The following is a 14,430-nucleotide window of genomic DNA, read 5'->3' on the forward strand; positions in this document are numbered from 1 at the left end:
GGCTTGGGCGCGGCTTGGCGCAACGCCTCCCCGGCGTCGTCGAGCTCGCCGACCGCGAGATGGCGTCGGGCGATCTGGACCGCGACCGCCGGGGTCTTCAGGGCGGCGGGACTATAGGTCGACTTGACCGCCTCGATGTCGCCGGCGGCGTCGGCGAGATGGCGCAGGACCAAGGACCAGCCCGGCGCACTGACCTTCAGGGCCAGGGCCTCGACGAGCGCCAAGGCGGCTGTGGCGGGTAGCACCGGTTCGAGAGCGGCGGGCAGCCATCGGGCCCAGCCCTGGGGGCGGGCCGCGGCGGCTTCGACCAGGGCGTTGGCGGTCAGTTGGGGATCGCGCAGAGCCAACAGGTAGCCAAGGTCGGCGGCCGCCCGAAGGTAGACGGCCTCCACGGCGTCCTCGCGCTCGCGAAGGCGGCGTCCGACCTGGGGCTCGGCGGCTAGGAAACGCCACAAGCGTTCGGCGGCGGCGTCGGGTTCGCCGCGCGCCAGACGGACGATCAGCGCGCGCAGGGCGTCGAGGTCGCGGATGAAGGCCGGCTTCTGGCGCCAGGTGATCTGGCCCTTGCTGGTCTCGAAAGCCTGGAGCCGCTTGTAGATCTCGGGAACGAGGTGTTCGGGACCAAGATCGGCGGCCAGCTCCATGCGCAGCCGGCGCTTGAGGTCGACGCGCGTCTCGGCCACCTCGGCCAGGATTTCGGCCAGGCGCTCGGCCCCAAGACCGATGAGGTTCTCAGGCGTGACCTTCTTGAGGCTGGCGGCGGACGGCTTCTTCATTGTGGCGAGGTGCGCGGCATGGCGGGATAACGCCCGCGCTAGCGCGCCGTTCAGCGCCTACCGCAGCTGGCTGTCCTTGCTGCCCCGACGGTTGATGGCGCTGAACACCACACGAGCGTCGCGTCCTGATTGGCACTCCACGCAGGTGCGCGCCCCGGGCAGGGCCTTGCGCCGCGCCTCGGGGATCGGTTCACCGCACTCGTCGCAGAACGCCGCGCCGTCGCCGGACGGCAGACGCGCGCGCGCCGACAGGACGCCGTCGGTGATCGTGTCGGTAATCTGGTCAAGTACGCCGTCGGCATGCGTCCAACCGGTCGCCATGGTCGTCGAAATCCTCTTTGTGGTGAGCCACTTAGATAGGAAATCTGAACCGGCGGACCAGGGGCTGGGGACCGGCGAATTGCCGCAGCGACGCTCATGGGTCAGCAATCCACCGACCTGCAGTCGCAACCAGCGGGTCCGGTCAGGATCCTCCGGCGGGTGCGCTGACGCCGTTCTCGGTCTTCAACCAGATCCTGGCATGCCACCAGCCGCGTGGCGCGGCCTCGGGATGACCCACGGCGTCGACGAACATCTCCACACACTCGGCCCGGGGATGCTCGGTCAAGGCCTGGCACGGTTTGCCCGGTCCATTCAGCTCGACCTCCGGCGGCCGCTCTGGCGCCTGGGCGATGCGCGTCAGAGGTGCGTCGATGGCGTCGTCGATGAAGACCCTAAAGCCACCGTCGACAAGGGCCTCGACGTGGCGCACCCACGGGTGGGTGGCGAGAAATCGAGGATCGCCGAGGCCGCTTCAAGCTCCACGGCGGTCAGCGGCTCGGCGGTGACATGGCGGACGTGTTCTGTGGAACAAATATAGAACAAAATATTTCAGAGGGGGAGTCTCGTCCAGACCGACGCCACCGCTATCGGTCCAGATGAATCCAGGCGGGCGCATGGTCGCTGGCGTCTTCCTGCCAGCGGACCCAGCGATCGACGCCGGCGTCGGCCAGCTGATCGGCCAGGTCAGGGGTCAGCAGGAGGTGATCGAGGCGAAGGCCCTGGTCGTTGGGCCAGCGGTTGCGCAGATAGGCCCAGAACGTCCAGGGCGGGGCTTTTGGGTGCTGGGCCTGAAGCGCGTCGGTCCAGCCCTGGTCCAGGAGGCGCTGGTAGGCGGCCCGCACTTGAGGCTGCAACAGGGCGTCGTCCTGCCAGCGGTGCGGCTGGTAGATGTCGGCCTCCGTGGGCACGACATTGTAGTCGCCGGCCAGGATCACTGGGGCGCCGGTCGCTCTTAGCTCGGCGGCGTGGGCGATAAGGCGCTCGAACCACGCCAGCTTGTAGTCGTACTTGGGGCCAGGCCTGGGATTGCCGTTGGGCAAGTAAATCGAGGCGACCAGCACGCCGTTCACCGCCGCCTCGATGTAGCGAGCCTGGTTGTCGGTGCGGTCGCCGGGCAGGGCGGTCCGGGTCACGACCGGCGCGGCGCCGCGCGCCAGGATCGCTACGCCGTTCCAAGTCGGTTGGCCTTTCCAGGCCGCGTGATAGCCAAGCTGCTCCAGCGGCTCAGCTGGAAAGGCTTTGTCCTCGGTCTTCAACTCCTGCAGACAGACGATGTCGGGCTCGGACTCGGCCAGCCAGTCGATCAGGTTGTCCAGCCGTTTGCGGACGTTGTTGATGTTGAAGGTGGCGATGCGCACGCCCCCTAAATCGCAAGGCAGGCCAGACGTTCCGGCCTTAACCACCGGTCTGTCGTAAACGTGACCGATGAAGCTTCGGACCTTTGCTAAGCTCAAGCATGGCTTACGTGGAGACCTTCACCTTCGTCTGCCTGGCTCCTAAACAAGAAGCCACGCACGTCGATATCCAGACCCTGACGCGCGACGCGGTTCGGGCTCATGCCTTCGGCCTGCTGCGAGAGCACGCCAGCGCCGAGACAATCGAGGTCTGGCGGGAGGACGCCATCGTGGCGGCCATCGACCGCGACGGCGTGCGTACCTGGCCCCCGGTTCTCGATCCGTCCCGAACGACCATGGCCGCCGACGAAACCCGGCAGGATCAATCCTCGTAGGGATAGGTGACCTGCGAGAGGCGGGCGGCCGGCGTGTCCTTGATCTCCCGCCATAGGCGCTCGAGCAGCAGACCTTGATAGATGGCCTGTTCCCGGGCAGCCGGACCCATTTCCAGGCTGGCGGACAACGCCTCGCGGGCGGCCCATGCGGCAGAGCTGGACTCCACGGCGATCAGCTTGTGGATCTCCATGGCGGCGTGGGCGGCTCGGCGCACCGATCCCTCCTGCGGGGCCACCAGCTCGGCCATCATCCAGGTTTCGCCGCTGTGCCGGCCAGATTAAGCTTGGCCTGCACGACGGCCTCTGGAACGCGCCTATCAAGACTTGGCGCGGGTCCAAGGCCGGCGTCCGTGACCGGGTGCTCGCCGACCTGATCAAGGACCCGAGAACCGCCATCTGACGATCGACAGCATCTGGTCCGCGCTCGCCAACAGACCGCGACCAAGAAGGGTGGCCCGGATCAGGCTCTAGGGTGCTCCCGAAGCGAGCGGGCCATCAAGAACCATCGGGCGAGCCGATGCCGCAGGCCAATGCAACCGTTTGCCGCCGACGCTAGGCCGGAGCGGCAACGCTGGCGCGCGGACTTCCAGTCCCAGACGGTGTTGACTGGCACAGCCTACCATCCTGTCGTTGAGGCGTGCGATGCGCGGCAACAGCTTCAGCTTAGCGAGTGTCCGTTGAGCCTCAGTTCGTCGGTTCGGCCTTGTCCAGCACCGGCGCGCCCGCTGCAGGCTGGTGCGAGCGCAGGGGCAGGGCCGGGATGAACAGGATCGTCACCAGGCCGGCGGCGATCACGAACAGAGCCGCGACCATCACGCCGCTGACCGCTTGGATCAGGGCGCTTTGCAGGAACGGATCAGCATGAGCCGCTTGACCGGTGGCGGCGGCCTTGATCGCCATTCCTTCGAGCTTTCCCAGATCCAGGCCCCCGCCCGGTAAGTTGGCCAGGCGCGCGGTCAGCAGGGTCCCGGCCAGGGCCGCGCCGACGGTCGAGCCGATCTGGCGGAAGAACTGGTTGGAGCTGGTGGCCACGCCGATATCGCGCGGATCGACGGCGTTCTGGGTGGCGATGTTGAACAGGCTCTGACCCGGCCCGAGGCCCAGGCCCACGAAGGCCAGCAGCAGGCACAGCAGGCCCAGGTGCGTGATCCTCGACAGGTCGTGCAGCATGAAGACGCCGATCAGCAGAATGACCGCGCCGCCGATCATGAACGGTTTGTACTGGCCGGTTTTGGTGACCATCTGGCCGGCGATCGTGCTGCCGGCGATCAGCCCGGCCATCAGCGGCAGCATGGTCATGCCGCTGACCGTGGCCGGCACGCCCCGACCCAGCTGCAGGAACAGCGGCAGGAACATCACCACGCCCATGAAGGCCATGGAGATCAGGAAGCCGGCCAGGTTCGCCGTGGTGAACACCCGGTTCTGGAACAGGTGCATCGGCAGGATCGGGTTGGAGACCTTGGTCTCGACGAAGACGAACGCGGCCAGCGAGGCGGTGGCCAGGGCGAAGAGCCCCAGGCTCTGCGGCGAACTCCAGGCGAAGTCGTGGCCGCCCAGGCTGAGCGCCAGCAGCAGCGGCACGAAGGCGGCGATCAGCAGGGCCGCGCCCAGGAAGTCAATCTTGCCGGAGCGGCGATGCTCCAGCGGCGGCATCTTCACGATGACCATGAACAGCGACAGCAAGCTGAGCGGCAGGTTGACGTAGAACACCCAGCGCCAGCCGGCGACCGTGTGGGTCCCGATCTGCACCGTGCCGTGGTCGGTGAAATAGCCGCCGATGATGGGCCCCAGCACGCTGGCCAGGCCGAACACCGAGCCGAAGATGCCGGCGAACTTGCCCCGCTCGCGCGGCGGATAGAGGTCGGCGATGATGGCGAAGGCGGTGGTGAACAGCGCCCCGCCGCCGATGCCCTGCAGGGCTCGGAAGACGATCAGCTGCACCATGCCGGGCATGCCCAGGATCGTCCCGAACTCGCCCGACAGGCCCGATAGCCACGAGCCGGCCAGGAACAGGCTGATGCCGGTGATCAGCACGGGCTTGCGGCCGAAGATGTCGCCCAGCTTGCCCCAGATCGGCACCATCACCGTCGAGCTCAGCAGATAGGCCGTCGTCACCCAGGAATAGAGGTTGAGGCCGTTCAGCTCGGAGATGATGCGCGGCATGGCCGTCGAGACGATCGTCTGGTCCAGCGCGCTGAGCAGGAACACGATCATCAGCGCCGCCAGGGTCAGGCGGCGATCCGCATCGGTGAAGGTCTGGGAAGTCATCAGTTCCTCGAGCGGAGATAGGTCGAGACCCGCTGTGAGACCAGGCGGCCGGGGCCGCCGGAGACGCCGCCGCCGGGGTGGATGCCCGCGCCGCCCAGGAAGAAGCCCGGCACGAGAGGTGCGGGGCCGCCAAGGCCCACCGCCGGTCGGCGACTACCACTGCGCAGGGCGCCGAAGTCGACATGGGTGACGCAGCCTTTGGTGACGTTGGCGCGCACCGCACGTTCTGGGCAGGTTTCGAACCAGCGGCCCAGCTCACTTTCGAAGCCGTCATAGAATTCCGCCGCGCGCGCGATGATGGCTTCGGCCGCGGGAGCCTTGGCGACCGCCCACCCCTCGTTCACCTCCACTGGAAAAATGGGCAGGTAGATGTAGGCGGTTCCCTGTCCCGCAGGCGCCTGGCTCGGGTCCCAATTGGTCGCGGCCGAGACGGAGAAGACGGGCGACGAAGGGGTAAGGCCACGCCGGGCCTGCGCCAACGCTAAGCGAAGTTCGTCGGCGGTTCCGATCAGACCCACCGCCTGGTTAAGATCGACGCCATCATGACGTTGATCTTGGTGCCGTTTCAGGCGGAAGGGGCGGGACGAAGCCAGGTTGATCAGAGAGGGTCCAACATTGGCGCGGTGCGCCGGGGCGTATTCTAGGCGGGTCCGGGTGACGCGATCCAAACCGCCTGGCGTGGTCAGTCGCGCCGCCGTCTGAGGGTCGCAGGTAGCGATGACGGCCATGGCTTCAAGGCGGCGCCCGTCCGCCAGGCGGACGCCACGCGCCTCGCCGTCGCCGATAATTATCTCGGTCACCTCCGCGTCCAGAACTAACTCTCCGCCGCTGGCGGCGTAGGCTCGGACGAGCGTGTCGGCCAGCATACGCATGCCGCCGATCGGCTTGGAGACACCGACGCGGTGCAACAGCCCGAACAAGGCATAGGCCACAGCGTTGCCATCGGTGTCGAAGGGACCTGCGCCGGCGACCACTCCCAGCAGCAGGGCCTGAGCCGCGTCGCTCTCAAACCACTCGGCCGCGAGCTGGTCGGCGGGCGCGGCGCTGATTAGCTGCAACTTATCCTTCAATCGACGATTGCGGATGGCCGCCTTGGCGATGTCCAGATATTTGCTTGGTTTCGTGACGCCGGGATCGCCTTTGTTCATCGCTCCGGCGAAGTCGAGCAAAGCGTCGATGAGGCCGATAAATTCAAGATAGGCCTTCGCGTCCTTCCTTGAAAACCGCGCGATATCCTCGGCTGTGCGCCTAGGATCCCTGAACAGCGCTATCGAGCCGCCGTCCGGCGCCAGGTAGGCATAGGTCGGATCGGTCTCGACCGTGTTCCAGCCGTGTTGGCGCAGGTCCAATTCGTGCATCACCGGCGAGGCGCGGATATGGATCAATTCCACCGCCCCCGTGTTGATCATATGGCCGGGCGCTTCAGGAATAACGGGATCGGAGCGTGACAAACCGCCGGCGACGGCGCTGCGCTCGAGCACCACCACCTTGCGGCCCGCCTTGGCCAGATAACTGCCGGCGACCAGACCATTGTGACCGCCGCCAACGATGATGACGTCGTACTTATCGGTCATGGCTTGTGCGATACGGCGTCGTAGGGGATCGACAAGTCCTGGCCAGCGATGAGGCTCATGAAATGTCGGATCCAGGTCCGTTACGGGTGTTACCGTTGCGGCGATCGGTTTCGCCCCAAGCCATCCAATGCGAAGGCGTGCGCGTGTCGCCGACCCGCCGCCACCGGCCCTCCTGCTGGGCCGTGATGGGAAAGCCACCGATGAAGTCCACCATACGCCCCTTAGGATCGGGCAGGAATTCCCACTCCTCGTTGTCCTCTAGGACAATACGGGCGTCCTCGGCGAAATAGCTGTCGGGCGCATGTCGTGAGACGCCCTCGATCTTGGTGGTGGTGCGCACCTCGCCCTTCTCATTCTGGAAGATGGCGTAGCCGAGGTTCTGGTGACCGACGATGAAGGAGCCCACGTCGTAGCTGCCGTCATCGTAAACGGTGGCGAAGTTCCACCAGATGACGTGCATCCCGTTATTCACCACCAGATCCTTCTGGTAGTGGATCGCCCCGCCCTCGGCCAGATAGGCCTGGTCGATCGAGATGACGCCCTTGACCGGTCTGCCGAGGCAATGACCGGTGACTTCGTACATCTGAGCCACATAGAAGGTGCCCCAATCCACCCCCGGAAGGTACCATTGCATGCCGCTACCGAGCAGGCGGCCACCGACCTCGAACAGGCCTTCTTCGACCCAGTCCATGCGCGCGCCCGAAGCCGAAAGTCGCCAAGGCGCGCCGGCGTCCTCGGGCTGTGACCGCCAGGTGCAGATATCGCCTTCCAAGGTTTGAATGGGGCGGGCGGTTTGGGCCTGGGCGGCCATCCGCGGCCGATCCATTTTCAAGTTCGCGCCGTCAAGCCGTGTGGACTGGTAGAAGAAGGTCGTGGGGTTGGGCGTGCCGCTGGGCGACATGACAGAGCGAACCGCAGCGTAGATGTGGCCTTCGTCGTCGCGCAGGCAGCCGAACGGAATGGTCTTGTTCAAGACCAGGCCAAAGTAGCCCCGGACGCTATTGAGCGCTTCGCCGCTGACTTTGTGAGGCCCAACCAGAACCTGGTAGCCGAAATCCGCGCGCGGCGGAATTTGGCGATGATAACGCATCCTGGCTCTGCTCCTCTGACCGGCCGCGAACCGGCCTTGTTTCTGGGCCGGCACCATCCCCGTCGTCACTAACCGCAGCAACCTGTTCCATTTGACCGCGGGTCAAACCGTGTGCATCTCTGCGCACCAAACAATGTACGGCGACCGTCTGGTGACGACCGACAACATCAATCTGGGAGTGAAGGCGCGGGGGCGATCTTCGAGCAAGGCCGACACCATCGCGCGGCTGCTGGAGGCCGCGCGGCGTGAGTTCGCCATCAACGGCATCGCGCGCGCGAACATGGAAACCATCGCCCGCTCAGCGGGCGTGACCAAACAGCTCCTCTACCAATACTACGAGAGCAAACACCACCTGTTCTCCGCAGTGCTTGATCAGACCTCGGGTGTGGTCATGACCGAGTTGCTGGCCACCAATTTTGACGATCTACCGCCGGTACAGGCGCTGCAGGCTTTCACCGACGCGGTGTTTGATCAATATCGCGTGGACCCGCTGCTGGGCCGCCTGGCCCGCGAGGGATTGGGCTTCCACGAAGATCACCACTCGTCCCACAATCGGTTCATCCAGCTGAAGCCAGCCCTAGCGCAAAAGCTCGAAGGCATTTTGCGGCGGGGCGAGGCGTGCGGCGACTTCCGCCAAGACCTGGATGTGCGCGCGACCCTCGCCTTGATTTCGCTCGTCATGACAGGAGGCTTCACCAACAGCTACCTGTTGTCGGTCATCCTCGAGAGAGACACCGCGACAGGTGAGGGTAGGGAAGCTTGGCGGCGCATGGCCAGCGAGTTTGTCCTCGAAGCCATCCGCCGCAAGGCCTAGTAGGCCCGCTAGAGGTCCAGAGCGATGTCTCGTGGAGCGCGCCAAGCCGAGATCAGGAAAAAGACGACCGCCAGGGCATTGAGCGACATGCCCGTGAGGATTGCCCAGCGCAAGGAGTTGGGACCGCCGTAGAAGTCGCTGAGCATCCCCACCAGAAAGGGCCCGAGGCCGGCGCCGACGAGGGAGGCGATCATCTGCAGCCCTCCCACGACCTGGCCGCGCATGCGTGGACGAAGCAAGGTGACGATGAAGGCGTTGGCTGGACCGTTATGCGCCAGCATGAGCCCGCACCACAGCAGCATGGCGCCGATCGCCACGGCAGGGTTGGGGCTTAGGGCGGCGAGTGATCCGGAAATGACCACGCCGGTCATCGTGCAGGCGCTGAGCAGCGGGAGCCGGCCCGGCCGGGACCCCGCCTTCGGCGCGGCGAAGTGGTCGCCGAAGATGCCCGCCGCGAGGGGGATGACCGTGCCGAACCCGGCGAAGGCCAGGGCGATCCACATCGCCGCGACCGGCAGATCGACATGGTGGACGCGGACCAGAAAGGACACCGACCAGAGGCCGAACGCCGAACTCATCGCACCACCCATGACGATGGACGTCATGGCGCAGAGAACTGACGGCCGACGCAGCACGAATAGCAGGGACTCGCGGGGCGTGGCCGGCGCCTCGTCTCCCGGCTGTGGCGATGCCTCGACCTTAAGTGTCTCGGCCGCGCCGCGACGGGGCTCACGCACGCTCAGGAGCAGGATGAGGGCCACCAGGAAACCGGGTAGGGCGGCGACGAAAAACACCGTGCGCCAACCGAACGTCTTGGCCAGGAAGCCACCGGCAAGGAATATGATGCCGGTGCCGACGCCAGCGCTGAGATACCAGATGCCCAGCGCCGTGGAGCGGTTCTTGGGGCCGAAGAAGTCGGACACCATCGACATGGCCGTGGGTGAGCCTCCGGCTTCGGCGGCGCCGACGCCCATGCGCGCAAACACCAGGTGAGCGAAGTTGTTGGCCCCCCCGCCCAGCGCCGTCATGCCGCTCCAAATCGCCAGAATCGCGGCCAGCAGGTTGCGACGACTGACGCGGTCCACGAGATAGCCCATGGGCAGGGCTGCGACCGCGAAGGCGATGGCGTAGGCCAGGGTGCCCATCAGACCCACCTGGGAATCGGTGAGGTGAAACTCTGCGCGGATGGGCTCGGCCACCACCGAGATGACGTTGCGATCGATGTGATGGCACGCTTGGGCGGCGGTAAGCACCGCCAGCGCCCACCAGCGGTTGGTCATGCCCCGGCTCGCGGCGCTTCCGTCCGGGGTGGCCTCCAAGGTCACTAGCGTTCTCCACCGATCACAGATTGCACGTCATTGAACCGGCGTCGGGACGTAGAAATAGCGAATGAAAAGCCGGCCTTCTTCGAAGCGATAGGTCTCGATGCTGGGATTGACCACGCCGCTGGCGAGGCGAAGGTTGCGGTGGTGGCAAGCGCCTTCCGAACCGTTGACCAGCATCAGATCTACCTCGACACGGACCTTGCCGCCGAAGGTGTCCCACATGTGTTCGAAGGTCCGCCAACCATCGCCGACGGGCTGGCCGACATATTCGATCACCAGCTCCTTCGCGGCGAAGCGGCGGTAAAGAGCAGTCTGCTCCTCGCGCTTTCCAGCGTTCCACAGTTCGATCTGCTCATGGAGGAAGTGGCGGATCTCGTCTTCGGTGGGAACGGCCATGGGTGTGATCTCAGAGTTGCGATTGAATGTACTGGGCAAGGTCGTGGGTATGCGGCTGGTGGGCCAAGGACCCGCCATTGCAGCAGATGGTCTCGCCGTTGATGAAGCCGGCGTCCTCCGACGCCAGAAAGGCCACGACCGCCGCGACGTCCTCGGGTGTGCCCAAACGCGGCGTCAACACGTGATTGGAGATCATGCTGATCAGTTCGGGGACGCCCTGCTTAGACGCCTCGGTGAGGATCAGTCCGGGAGCGACGGCGTTGCATCGGATCCCCTGGCGACCGTACTGGGTGGCGACGTGGCGGGTCATGGCCACGGCCCCCGCCTTGGAGGCGCCATAGGCGATGCGGCTGAGATCGCCGGTGAGGCCAGACCCCGACGCGGTGTTGATGATCGCCCCGCCGCCATTTCTTAGCATGACCGGGATGACGTATTTGCACCCGGCCAGATAGCCGCGCAGATTTACCGCCATGACCCTGTCCCAGGTCTCGAAGGTAATGTCGGCGGCGGTGGTGTCCTCGCGTTGAATCTGCGGCGTGGTGATGGCGGCGTTGTTGAGAAGGATATCGACACGACCGTGCCGCCGCACCGTTTCGGCCACCATGGCCTCGATCGTTTCGACCTTTTCGGCGTCATAGAAAAGCGCGCTGGCGTCCCCGCCGATCTTGGCGGCGGCCGCCTCGGCCCTGGCAAGATCAATGTCGGCCAAAACCACCACGGCGCCTTCGTCGGCAAGCCGGCGCCCGGTGGCGACGCCGATACCACCAGCGCCTCCGGTCACGATGGCGATTTTGCGCTCGAGCCGTCTCATGGCGCGCTATTCCGGTCCGTAGAAATTGTTGAGAAACTCACTCTGCCAAACCACTCGCTCGCGGCGCAGGCGGCGAGAGAGAAGAGGGTTGTCGTCATTGTCCAAGGCGTTCAGCACCACGGTGGGGCCATCGCCCAGAGCGCCTAACCCCACCCGAGCAACTTCCGCAGGCGGGGTCAGCGGCACGGCGTCGTGGGCCAAGCCATTCTTGGCGAAGACGGTGCGCAGTTTGGGCGTGTCCGTGGCGCCGATCAGGAGGTTGAGCACGTCTACGCCCTTGGGCTTGAGCTCGCGCCACAGGCTTTCGCCGAGGTTCAGGGCATAGCCCTTGGTGGCGGTGTAGAGCGCCAAACGGCCGATCCCCTGAAGGGCGGCTTCCGAGCCGACCAGAACAATGCCACCTCGGCCGCGGTCGACAAAGTAGCTCGCGAAGCGGTGACAAGCCTCGGTCAGAAGGTCGATGTTGCGCTGAAGCAGCACGCGCCACTGCTCATAGCTGCTGTCCAAAAAGCGCCCGCCGACACTATCGCCGCCCGCATTGAAGACCACGAGACCCAAATCCTTGCCGGCGGCCGCCGCCTGAAGCGACGCCGCTGCCCCCGGTAGCGATAGGTCGATGGACTGGATGGCGACTTCGACGCCGTAAGTGTCTTGTATCGTCGCGGCCAACTCCTCGAGCTTGTCCACGCGGCGAGCGACGAGGATGACGTTGGCGCCCCTGGACGCAGCCTGTAGCGCGAACGCGGCGCCGGTGCCTTCCGAGGCGCCGGAAACCAGCACCCACGGTCCGTAGCGTTCAAGGAATTTCGCGTCGCGTTCGGAGGGGCTCACCGGCTGTCCTTCAACTACGGGCGGCGCGGAAGATCGGCGGTCGGCGAAGCCGCAGCCTCGCACTGTCCTCCCCCTCGCCGGCTTCGGTCGGCTCTTGTTTCGGTCTTTGGCGTAAGGGGATCGCCTTGAACCGGCAACGATCGCGGTTTGACTGGCAGTCAAGCGGGCCTCGCCCGGCTCCTGGCGGGGGACGCCCAATCGGACGCGGCCATGCGCTTTACTGGCGAGCGGGCGGGCATGGCCTGACGGTCGGATATATCGCCGACCGCACCCCAGCCGGCGTGGACGAGACCTGGGCTAAGCTCCGCCTTACAGCAGAGCACGCAGACCCGAGGCGATCTCGCGGGCGCCTTCTCCCAGCTTGACCTGACGGCGCGGGGCCTTGCCACGTGTCAGCCCCTCGATCGTGCCGTAATCCTCCATGGCGCTGAAGAAGCGCTCCACCATGGCGAGGCCCCCCTGGCCCCATTGATCGACATTGGCCAGCCAAGCCTGGGCGCCGTAGACCGGCCAGCGCCGCACTTGTTCAAACGCGGCGTCTTTTGCGAGCACGCCGCGAGCGCCCGTGGCCGTGAGTGCTTCACAATAGTGGGTCACCAGGTCGCGGTCCCATCGCCGCCGTTCCTCCACGGTCAAGGCGCCCAACATGAGATAGGTGACGTCGCGCCAGGGACGGCCCTTCCGAACAAGCTGCCAGTCGTGCCAGACCCGTTCGCCATCGGTCCGAAGGAAGCTGTTGCCTTGGTGGGCGTCACCATGAACCAGGCAGCGGGGCGTCGTCTGGGCCCTCTCGAAGGCCGCGAGTTCATCATAGGCGTGGCTGAACAGCTCGGGTGTCTCGTACAGCCAATGAGGCAAAACGGCCCTGTACTCGGGCTTTGGGAGGTTCAGCCCGATGTAGTTGTACATGCGCAGGAGTTGGTCGGTATCGACTGGAGTGTCCATGGAGGCATGCAGCCAGGCCTGCTCGTCCAGCTGGGGGCTGTCCCACAGGGCGCCGTGCAATATGGCAAGACTTTCCAAGGCCTTGGCGACCCCATCGACGCCTAGATGATGCGAACTGTGACCGAACTGCCCGGGGGACGCGCCCAGGTCTTCCATGATGACAAGGCCGCGCCCGCCACCGTCGCCATCCCAGTCGGCATAGTAGCTCCGTACGACGGGTGCGCTGAGCTGCTCGCGCATGAAATAGTAGAACCGGGCTTCCAGTTCGCAAATGTTCCCGCTCTCGAAACCCTCAGACCAGTTTGACTTAAGGCAGACCTGGCGAGGGACACCGGCCGCCCGCCCGACAGCGTTCAGCTGCAGCTCCAAGCGCAGCTTGGTGGTGTGGCCGTTCCTGACCTCGACTATTTTGGCGGCCTCGACCACGAGACCGGGATAACGGTGCGACATCAGGCCGGTGAGCCAGGGCGCCGTCACTTCTTCCAGGTGGCGCGGCAAGCGCCCCTCGCGGGCGGGGTAGGGACGATCGCTGCTGGAAGGTGCGGCCATCAGTCTTCCTGTTCTGTGTCTGGCGCGCCGGGTGGGGCGTCGTTTGTTTTCCAGATGAGGCCCGACGTCACTTCCGCGCAGCCGAGCCCAGGTTGACTCGCGGTCAAGCCGAGCCGCCGCAGGTGGCGTTGTCGGTGATCGGGCGACATGGAACCTTCCGATCATTCACCAGCGCTTCACGAGCGCTCAAGCGACGGCGCCTCCGCCCTGGCTGGCGCGCCCTGCGGTCGCTGGCGGGGTCGGCAACCACCCCGAACGATAGGAGGACGACATGGGCGCGAAACAGGAAGCCGTGGTGCGGGAGATGCTGGGCGCATGGGGTGAAGGGGCCTACGAGCCGGATGTTGACCGGATCGTCGCCTGCTTTGCTCCCGAAGCGGTGTGGACCCTCTACATGCCCGACGGTCCCTCCATCCGCGGGCGGGAGGCCATTCGCCAAGAGATCGAGCGGCAATTGCAGTACGTCGGAGGCTTCATGTGCAAGATCCTCCATATCGCGTCGAGCGAGGACACCGTCATCGCCGAACGCGAGGACTCCTTCATCCGCAACGGCAAGCCTCTGACGCAATACATCGCTGGAGTGTTCGAGGTGGATGAGGACAATCTGATCACCGCCTACCGCGACTATTTCGACCTGAAGGATTTCGTCGAGCATACGGGCGCCAATATCGACGCCGTATCAGGCCTAGAAGGTGCGGCGGAGAGCTATCGACCGGTTCCCGAGGCGAGCGAGGGCGGCGCGATCACAGCGTCCCTGCAGTCTCCCGCCACGTCCGAACAGCGGTTCGTGCAGGATTTCTGTGATGCGTGGGGCGATGGTTCGGACGCCAGCAGTGTCAAACGGCGTCCAAAGCTGACCCCCAATATGCGTCCAAAGTTGACCCCTCTACGCTCTGTTCCCGGACCGGCGGCGAGGCGCGTAGCGGTCAGCTAGCGCAGCGCGTCGCCGCCTAGTGAGCCACTGATCTTTCAGCTGCCCGGAGGGGGTCTGGGGGAGGTTG

Annotated in this window: 15 protein-coding genes and 1 pseudogene; 3 read left to right on the plus strand and 13 right to left on the minus strand. The window is 65.5% G+C overall.

Annotated features, from left to right (window positions below):
• Positions 1–20 precede the first annotated feature (20 nt).
• The 4 genes and pseudogenes from CSW63_RS00390 to CSW63_RS00405 all read right to left on the minus strand — a co-directional run.
• Positions 21–776, minus strand: a pseudogene (locus CSW63_RS00390) (DUF6880 family protein); the annotation flags it as partial.
• Between the two features lie 57 nt (positions 777–833).
• The gene (locus CSW63_RS00395) at positions 834–1,097 is read right to left on the minus strand and encodes a DksA/TraR family C4-type zinc finger protein (RefSeq protein ID WP_099504214.1); all 264 of its coding nucleotides are present in this window, start codon (positions 1,095–1,097) and stop codon (positions 834–836) included.
• A 142-nt stretch (positions 1,098–1,239) separates the two neighbouring features.
• Positions 1,240–1,527, minus strand: a complete 288-nt coding sequence (locus CSW63_RS00400) for a hypothetical protein (RefSeq protein WP_099504216.1) — start codon at positions 1,525–1,527, stop codon at positions 1,240–1,242.
• Between the two features lie 154 nt (positions 1,528–1,681).
• Positions 1,682–2,455, minus strand: a complete 774-nt coding sequence (locus CSW63_RS00405) for an exodeoxyribonuclease III (RefSeq protein ID WP_099504218.1) — start codon at positions 2,453–2,455, stop codon at positions 1,682–1,684.
• 98 nt (positions 2,456–2,553) lie between these two features.
• On the opposite strand from CSW63_RS00405, the gene CSW63_RS00410 reads away from it, so the two are divergent.
• Positions 2,554–2,826: a hypothetical protein gene (locus tag CSW63_RS00410; RefSeq protein ID WP_099504220.1), complete on the plus strand. Its 273-nt coding sequence runs from the start codon at positions 2,554–2,556 to the stop codon at positions 2,824–2,826.
• Here the strand turns inward: CSW63_RS00410 and CSW63_RS00415 are convergent.
• The 4 genes from CSW63_RS00415 to CSW63_RS00430 form a co-directional block, all read right to left on the minus strand.
• The gene (locus CSW63_RS00415; protein ID WP_099504222.1) at positions 2,814–3,077 is read right to left on the minus strand and encodes a hypothetical protein; all 264 of its coding nucleotides are present in this window, start codon (positions 3,075–3,077) and stop codon (positions 2,814–2,816) included. The two genes, CSW63_RS00410 and CSW63_RS00415, sit on opposite strands and share 13 nt — an antisense overlap.
• A gap of 433 nt (positions 3,078–3,510) precedes the next feature.
• Positions 3,511–5,094: an MDR family MFS transporter gene (locus CSW63_RS00420; protein ID WP_099504224.1), complete on the minus strand. Its 1,584-nt coding sequence runs from the start codon at positions 5,092–5,094 to the stop codon at positions 3,511–3,513.
• Positions 5,094–6,668: an NAD(P)/FAD-dependent oxidoreductase gene (locus CSW63_RS00425; RefSeq protein WP_099504226.1), complete on the minus strand. Its 1,575-nt coding sequence runs from the start codon at positions 6,666–6,668 to the stop codon at positions 5,094–5,096. Before CSW63_RS00425 ends, CSW63_RS00420 begins: the two co-directional genes overlap by 1 nt.
• A gap of 55 nt (positions 6,669–6,723) precedes the next feature.
• Entirely contained in the window at positions 6,724–7,758 is a 1,035-nt protein-coding gene (locus CSW63_RS00430; protein WP_099504227.1) for a hypothetical protein, read from the minus strand.
• 151 nt (positions 7,759–7,909) lie between these two features.
• Here CSW63_RS00430 and CSW63_RS00435 point away from each other — a divergent pair, with 151 nt between their 5' ends.
• Positions 7,910–8,572 carry a TetR/AcrR family transcriptional regulator gene (locus CSW63_RS00435; RefSeq protein WP_199170752.1) on the plus strand — a complete coding sequence of 221 codons (663 nt, stop codon included), beginning with the start codon at positions 7,910–7,912 and terminating at the stop codon, positions 8,570–8,572.
• A gap of 8 nt (positions 8,573–8,580) precedes the next feature.
• On the opposite strand, the gene CSW63_RS00440 is transcribed toward CSW63_RS00435, so the two are convergent.
• From CSW63_RS00440 to CSW63_RS00460, 5 genes are all read right to left on the minus strand, one after another.
• On the minus strand, positions 8,581–9,852 hold the full coding sequence (locus CSW63_RS00440) for an MFS transporter (protein ID WP_127846916.1): 1,272 nt from the start codon (positions 9,850–9,852) through the stop codon (positions 8,581–8,583).
• A 75-nt stretch (positions 9,853–9,927) separates the two neighbouring features.
• Positions 9,928–10,293, minus strand: coding sequence for a hypothetical protein (locus CSW63_RS00445; RefSeq protein ID WP_099504233.1), 366 nt, complete (start codon positions 10,291–10,293; stop codon positions 9,928–9,930).
• Between the two features lie 10 nt (positions 10,294–10,303).
• Positions 10,304–11,104 carry an SDR family NAD(P)-dependent oxidoreductase gene (locus CSW63_RS00450; protein WP_099504236.1) on the minus strand — a complete coding sequence of 267 codons (801 nt, stop codon included), beginning with the start codon at positions 11,102–11,104 and terminating at the stop codon, positions 10,304–10,306.
• A 6-nt stretch (positions 11,105–11,110) separates the two neighbouring features.
• A complete protein-coding gene (locus CSW63_RS00455) occupies positions 11,111–11,935 on the minus strand; it encodes an SDR family oxidoreductase (RefSeq protein ID WP_168193565.1) in 825 nt (274 codons plus the stop codon).
• A 309-nt stretch (positions 11,936–12,244) separates the two neighbouring features.
• Positions 12,245–13,429 (minus strand): phosphotransferase, encoded by a 1,185-nt coding sequence (locus CSW63_RS00460; protein ID WP_199170753.1) that lies wholly within the window; start codon positions 13,427–13,429, stop codon positions 12,245–12,247.
• 271 nt (positions 13,430–13,700) lie between these two features.
• Between CSW63_RS00460 and CSW63_RS00465 the strand changes: the two genes are divergently transcribed.
• A complete protein-coding gene (locus tag CSW63_RS00465; RefSeq protein ID WP_099504240.1) occupies positions 13,701–14,363 on the plus strand; it encodes a nuclear transport factor 2 family protein in 663 nt (220 codons plus the stop codon).
• The last annotated feature ends 67 nt before the right edge of the window (positions 14,364–14,430 follow it).

Source organism: Caulobacter sp. FWC26, assembly GCF_002742645.2.
Classification (GTDB): domain Bacteria; phylum Pseudomonadota; class Alphaproteobacteria; order Caulobacterales; family Caulobacteraceae; genus Caulobacter.